Genomic DNA, 2,737 nt, shown 5'->3' on the forward strand with positions numbered 1-2,737 from the left:
CCCCGCCCCCCCCCCCCCCCCCCGCTCCCGGCGGGGGTGCCCGCCGCCCCCGGCGGGCCGCGTGCGTCCCCCCCACCCCCCGCGGCGGGGGCCGGCCTCGACGCATGTGACGTGGCCTTCTACCGGTTCTCGTACGTCGCGCAGATGGTCGCCCGGCCGAGGGCGAAGTGGCCGAGCGTGCCGCTGATCGCGGCGGCCGAGGTGTCGGCGTCGAGGCCCAGCTTCTCGACGCCGAGGGCGTGCACGGTGAAGACGTAGCGGTGCGGGCCGTGGCCGGGCGGCGGGGCGGCGCCGCCGAAGTCCCTGGTCCCGTAGTCGTTGCGGCCGTGGATCGCGCCGGCCGGCAGCCCCGGGAAGCCGCCGCTGCCGGCGCCGGTGGGGAGCTCGGTGACGTCGGCCGGGAGGTCGAAGAGCACCCAGTGCCACCAGCCGCTCCCGGTAGGGGCGTCCGGGTCGAAGCAGGTCACCGCGAAGCTCCTCGTCCCGGACGGAAAGCCCGACCAGCCGAGCTGCGGAGAGACGTTGCCGCCCTCGTAGGTCTGCAGCGGGGAGAGCGCGGCGCCCTCCGTCACGGCGTCGCTGGTGGCGGTGAACGCCGGGACGGGGCGCTGGAAGTCGTGGGGCAGGGGTGGCCTGGTCATGAGGGGTGTGTCTCCCGGGTCGCGGTCGATGCCGGGGGTGGACACTAGTGCAGCCGACGGTGGACACGCCCGACTCCGCTGAATGCCCGTCATGGGCCATGAGGGCTAATAGAATTACAGTCAGAAAATCGCCTCAGTAGGGCTCCGACAGGAAGCCCGCCACTTCGGCGGCGAACCGTTCCGGGGCGTCGTGGTGCACGACGTGACCCGCCGCCAGTTCGACCAGTCGGGCCCGTCGGCCGCGGCGGGCGACCATGGCGCGGGCGTGGTCGGCCGCCAATTCGTCGCTCGCCGTTCCCCGGACCAGCAGGGTGGGGCAGGACACCGCCGTCCAGTCGCCCCAGTGGTCGCCGTTGAGCGCCTGCTGCGAAGCCACGGTGTCGGCGATCCCGAAGGAGAAGCCCCAGCCCCCGTCCCGCTGTCTGAACGCGCAGGCGAGATAGGGCGCCGCTGCACCCAGCGCCGCGACCAGGGCCTCCCGGGACGGTGCGGTGGAGGGCAGGCGTGTGGTGAACGACCAGTCGCACTGCACCTCCGCGCCGATGTCCTCCACGATCAGCCTGCTCACGAGCTCCGGATGCCGGGCGGCGAACTGATAGGCGTTCACCCCGCCCAGTGAGTGGCCCAGCACCGGCACCGGGCCGAGGCCCAGATGCCGGTGGAAGGCGACAAGGTCGGCCGTGTAGTCGTCCCGCCCGTATCCGGCGGCACGGTCGGACTCCCCGTGACCGCGCTGGTCGAGCGCGATCACCTGCCACCGCGGTGCCAGCGCCCCCGCGAGCGGTGCGAACGCCGACGCCTCGTTGTAGTGCCCGTGCAGGGCCAGGAGCGGCTGCCCCGGACCGCCGAAGTCCAGGTACGACAGCTTCCGCCCACCCACCGAGAAGGACTCACGCATGGCGCGGATCATAGGACCCGCCACCGACGGTCCACGGAGAGCACCCCGCGACGGCACCGTCAGCGGGCCGCGGCCCTCCGGTAGCGGGCGAGGACGGCGGCGCCGACCCGGTCGGCGGTCAGCAGCTCCAGGTCCGCACCGGGTCCGTCGGCGGGGAAGAGCCGGCGGCCGGTGCCGAGGACGGTGGGGAAGGTCAGCAGCCGGTACTCGTCGACCAGGCCGGCGGCCGTCAGCTGCGCCACGACGCCGAGGCTCCCGGCGACCACCACGTCCCGGCGCTCCTGCGCGACGACGTCGACCAGGTCGCCCTCCAGGATCCGGGAGTTGGCCCACACCGCGGTGTCCGCGCCGGTCAGGGTCCGGGTGGCGACCAGCTTCGGCACGGCGTTCATCCGTGCGGAGAACGGATCGTCCCGGTGCGGCCAGATCCCCGCGAACAGCTGCCAGGTGGCCCGCCCGAGCAGCAGGACCCCGTCGTCCAGGGTGCGGCCGAGCCGGAACTTGTCCCCGGCGACCGCCTCCGGCCCGTGCCGGAAGGCCCAGCCGCCGACGGGCGTGCCGTCCGACCCGTCCGGGTCGGAGACGGCCCCGTCCAGGGTGATGAACTCGATGACGATGACACTCATGAGAGGACTCCCTTCGGTCGGTGCTCACCGGTACGTACCGGCGCCGCCGCCCGGACTCATCGCTCCCCGCGCATCCCGTCGGCGTCGATCCCGCCCGGCAGCGCGAACGCCGTGAGGGCGCCCGGGTCCGCGAACACCACGTTGCGCGCGATGCGGCCGCCGGCGACGGTGAGGACCTGCAGGCTGTGCAGCCGGTGCCCGCCGCCGTCCGGCGCCGGCGCGTACGCGGCGAGCGCCGGCTGCCCGTTGGCGGTCAGCTCCCGTACCGCCCAGCCCGGGCCGCGCATCCGGAACACCCGCTCCATGAAACGGCCGTAGTCCCCGCTGCCGCGGTACCAGAGCGGCACCGGCGGCATCTCCAGGACAGCGTCCTCGGCCAGCAGCCGCACCAGCGCGGGCACGTCCGCCGCCTCGAACGCCCGCACGTACCGCTGGACCACGGCCCGCACCTCGGGATCGTCCGGCTCCGCGACCGCATCGGCGCCGGCCGCCGGGCCGCCCCCGGGGGGCGCCGCGCGGGCCCCCGGGCGGCCCGCGGGGGGCGCCCCGGCCGGGGGGGGCGGGGGCGCGGC

4 protein-coding genes are annotated in these 2,737 nt (G+C 75.2%); all 4 read right to left on the minus strand.

The annotated features are described in order from the left end of the window. Positions 1-119: 119 nt before the first annotated feature. Positions 120-641, minus strand: coding sequence for a YbhB/YbcL family Raf kinase inhibitor-like protein (locus ACFV0G_RS29130; protein WP_380554432.1), 522 nt, complete (start codon positions 639-641; stop codon positions 120-122). 133 nt (positions 642-774) lie between these two features. Further along, a complete protein-coding gene (locus ACFV0G_RS29135) occupies positions 775-1,539 on the minus strand; it encodes an alpha/beta fold hydrolase (RefSeq protein WP_380554435.1) in 765 nt (254 codons plus the stop codon). A 59-nt stretch (positions 1,540-1,598) separates the two neighbouring features. Further along, entirely contained in the window at positions 1,599-2,165 is a 567-nt protein-coding gene (locus ACFV0G_RS29140; RefSeq protein ID WP_380554438.1) for a dihydrofolate reductase family protein, read from the minus strand. Positions 2,166-2,221: 56 nt separating this feature from the next. Further along, positions 2,222-2,737 (minus strand): nuclear transport factor 2 family protein (locus ACFV0G_RS29145; RefSeq protein WP_380554441.1); only part of this gene is annotated, 516 nt, incomplete at its 5' end.

Origin of the sequence: Kitasatospora sp. NPDC059571 (assembly GCF_042735675.1) — a bacterium.
GTDB lineage: Bacteria > Actinomycetota > Actinomycetes > Streptomycetales > Streptomycetaceae > Kitasatospora.

Bases quoted from the DNA above. Each gene is read 5' to 3' on its own strand.
- ACFV0G_RS29135 (WP_380554435.1), bottom strand. From the start codon at position 1,539: ATGCGTGAGTCCTTCTCGGTGGGTGGGCGGAAGCTGTCGTACCTGGAC.
- ACFV0G_RS29130 (WP_380554432.1), bottom strand. From the start codon at position 641: ATGACCAGGCCACCCCTGCCCCACGACTTCCAGCGCCCCGTCCCGGCG.
- ACFV0G_RS29140 (WP_380554438.1), bottom strand. From the start codon at position 2,165: ATGAGTGTCATCGTCATCGAGTTCATCACCCTGGACGGGGCCGTCTCC.